The sequence below is a fragment of the Klebsiella sp. CN_Kp066 genome (genome assembly GCF_040065135.1).
In the GTDB taxonomy this organism is placed as follows: Bacteria; Pseudomonadota; Gammaproteobacteria; order Enterobacterales; family Enterobacteriaceae; genus Klebsiella; species Klebsiella oxytoca.
Genome location: NZ_JBEAIU010000010.1, coordinates 1 through 2,936, shown reverse-complemented (window position 1 = coordinate 2,936; position 2,936 = coordinate 1). Strand labels below are relative to the sequence as shown.

Annotated in this window: 1 protein-coding gene; it reads right to left on the bottom strand. The window is 64.9% G+C overall.

From position 1 onward, the window contains the following. The coding region (locus tag ABLV75_RS02810; RefSeq protein WP_348854883.1) for an Ig-like domain-containing protein at positions 1-2,936 on the bottom strand (2,936 nt) is incomplete at both ends.

Below are 2,936 nucleotides of genomic sequence, written 5' to 3'. Positions count from 1 at the left end.
AATCGCTGTCGGTATCCGAGTCACTGTCCGAATCCGAGTCTCTGTCGGAGTCCGAGTCGCTGTCGCTATCCGAGTCGCTGTCGGAGTCGGAATCGCTGTCGGAATCGCTGTCAGAGTCCGAATCGCTGTCGGAGTCAGAGTCACTGTCAGAATCGGAATCGCTGTCGGAATCCGAGTCACTGTCAGAGTCCGAATCGCTGTCGGAATCCGAGTCACTGTCAGAGTCGGAATCGCTGTCGGAATCCGAGTCACTGTCAGAGTCAGAATCGCTGTCAGAGTCCGAATCGCTGTCAGAGTCCGAATCGCTGTCGGAGTCCGAGTCGCTGTCGGAGTCCGAGTCACTGTCAGAGTCGGAGTCGGAGTCGGAGTCGCTGTCCGAATCCGAGTCGCTGTCCGAATCAGAATCGCTGTCAGAGTCCGAATCGCTGTCGGAATCCGAGTCACTGTCAGAGTCCGAATCACTGTCACTATCCGAGTCGCTGTCGGTGTCGTCGCTGAGATCGACAGTTAACTCAAAAGTCGGGGAGCGTTCGCTGACGTTCCCGGCCAGATCGGTCACCGTGGTGCTCAGGCTGTGGCTGCCTTCGTCCAGCGCATCAGGTGTGAAGCTCCAGCGTCCGTCCTCCCCGGCAACTACCGTACCCAGTACCGTGTCGCCGTCATAGATCGTGACCGTGGCGCCCGCCTCGGCGGTACCGCTCAGGGTCGGCGTGTCATCATCCGTTACGTTGCCGCTGTTCAGTGTACCCGTGTCTTCTCCTGCATTATCAGTCACCTGCAGATCGCTGACCGGATTCACGATTGTGTCCACCGTCAGCTCAAACGCCGGGGAACGCTCGCTGACGTTCCCGGCCTTGTCGGTCACGGTGGTGCTCAGGCGGTGGTCGCCCTCGTCCAGGGTATCCGGCGTGAAGCTCCAGCGTCCGTCCCCCCCGGCAACCACCGTACCCAGTACGGTCTCACCGTCATAGATGGTCACCGTGGCACCCGCCTCCGCCGTGCCGCTCAGGGCCGGCGTGGCGTCGTTGGTCAGATCACCGCTGGTCAGCGGGCCGGTATGCCCGGCCACGTCATCGGTCACCTCCGGCGCACTGGCAGACGGCGCGGTGGTATCAATCGTCAGTTCAAACGCCGGGGAACGCTCGCTGACGTTCCCGGCCTTGTCCGTCACGGTGGTGCTCAGGCTGTGGCTGCCTTCGTCCAGCGCCTCAGGGGTGTAACTCCAGCGTCCGTCCTCGCCGGCAACCACCGTACCCAGTACGGTGTCACCGTCGTAGATCGTGACCGTGGCGCCCGCCTCGGCGGTACCGCTCAGGGCCGGCGTGGCATCGTTGGTCAGATCGCCGCTGGTCAGCGGGCCGGTATGCCCGGCCACGTCGTCGGTCACCTGCAGCTCGCTGACCGGAGTCACGACTGTATCCACCGTCAGCTCAAACGCCGGGGAACGCTCGCTGACGTTCCCGGCCTTGTCGGTCACGGTGGTGCTCAGGTGGTGGTCGCCCTCGTTCAGGGTATCCGGCGTGAAGCTCCAGCGTCCGTCCTCGCCGGCAACCACCGTACCCAGTACGGTATCACCGTCGTAGATCGTGACCGTGGCGCCCGCCTCGGCGGTACCGCTCAGGGCCGGCGTGGCGTCGTTGGTCAGATCGCCGCTGGTCAGCGGGCCGGTGTGTCCGGCCACATCGTCAGTCACCTGCAGATCGCTGACCGGAGTCACGACTGTGTCCACCGTCAGCTCAAACGCCGGGGAACGCTCGCTGACATTTCCGGCCTTGTCGGTCACGGTGGTGCTCAGGCGGTGGTCGCCCTCGTTCAGGGTATCCGGCGTGAAGCTCCAGCGTCCGTCCTCCCCGGCAACCACCGTACCCAGTACGGTGTCGCCGTCGTAGATCGTGACTGTGGCCCCCGCCTCGGCGGTACCGCTCAGGGCCGGCGTGGCGTCGTTGGTCAGATCGCCGCTGGCCAGCGGGCCGGTATGCCCGGCCACATCGTCGGTCACCTGCAGACCGCTGACCGGAGTCACCGTCGTGTCCACTGTAATTTCAAACGCCGGAGAGCGCTCGCTGACATTCCCCGCCTTATCCGTCACGGTGGTGCTCAGGCTGTGGTCGCCCTCGTTCAGGGTGTCCGGCGTGAAAGTCCAGCGTCCGTCCTCCCCGGTAACCACCGTACCCAGTACGGTGTCACCGTCGTAGATCGTGACCGTGGCGCCCGCCTCAGCGGTACCGCTCAGGGCCGGCGTGGCGTCGTTGGTCAGATCGCCGCTGGCCAGCGGGCCGGTATGCCCGGCCACATCGTCGGTCACCTGCAGATCGCTGACCGGAGTCACAACTGTATCCACCGTCAGTTCAAACGCCGGGGAACGCTCGCTGACGTTTCCGGCCTTGTCGGTCACGGTGGTGCTCAGGCTGTGGTCGCCCTCGTTCAGGGTGTCCGGCGTGTAACTCCAGCGTCCGTCCTCCCCGGCAACCACCGTACCCAGTACGGTGTCGCCGTCGTAGATCGTGACTGTGGCCCCCGCCTCGGCGGTACCGCTCAGGGCCGGCGTGGCGTCGTTGGTCAGATCGCCGCTGGCCAGCGGGCCGGTATGCCCGGCCACGTCGTCGGTCACCTGCAGACCGCTGACCGGAGTCACCGTCGTGTCCACTGTAATTTCAAACGCCGGAGAGCGCTCGCTGACATTCCCCGCCTTATCCGTCACGGTGGTGCTCAGGCTGTGGTCGCCCTCGTTCAGGGTGTCCGGCGTGAAAGTCCAGCGTCCGTCCTCCCCGGTAACCACCGTACCCAGTACGGTGTCACCGTCGTAGATCGTGACCGTGGCGCCCGCCTCGGCGGTACCGCTCAGGGTTGGTGTGGCGTCGTTGGTCAGATCGCCGCTGGTCAGCGGGCCGGTATGCCCGGCCACATCGTCGGTCACCTGCAGACCGCTGACCGGA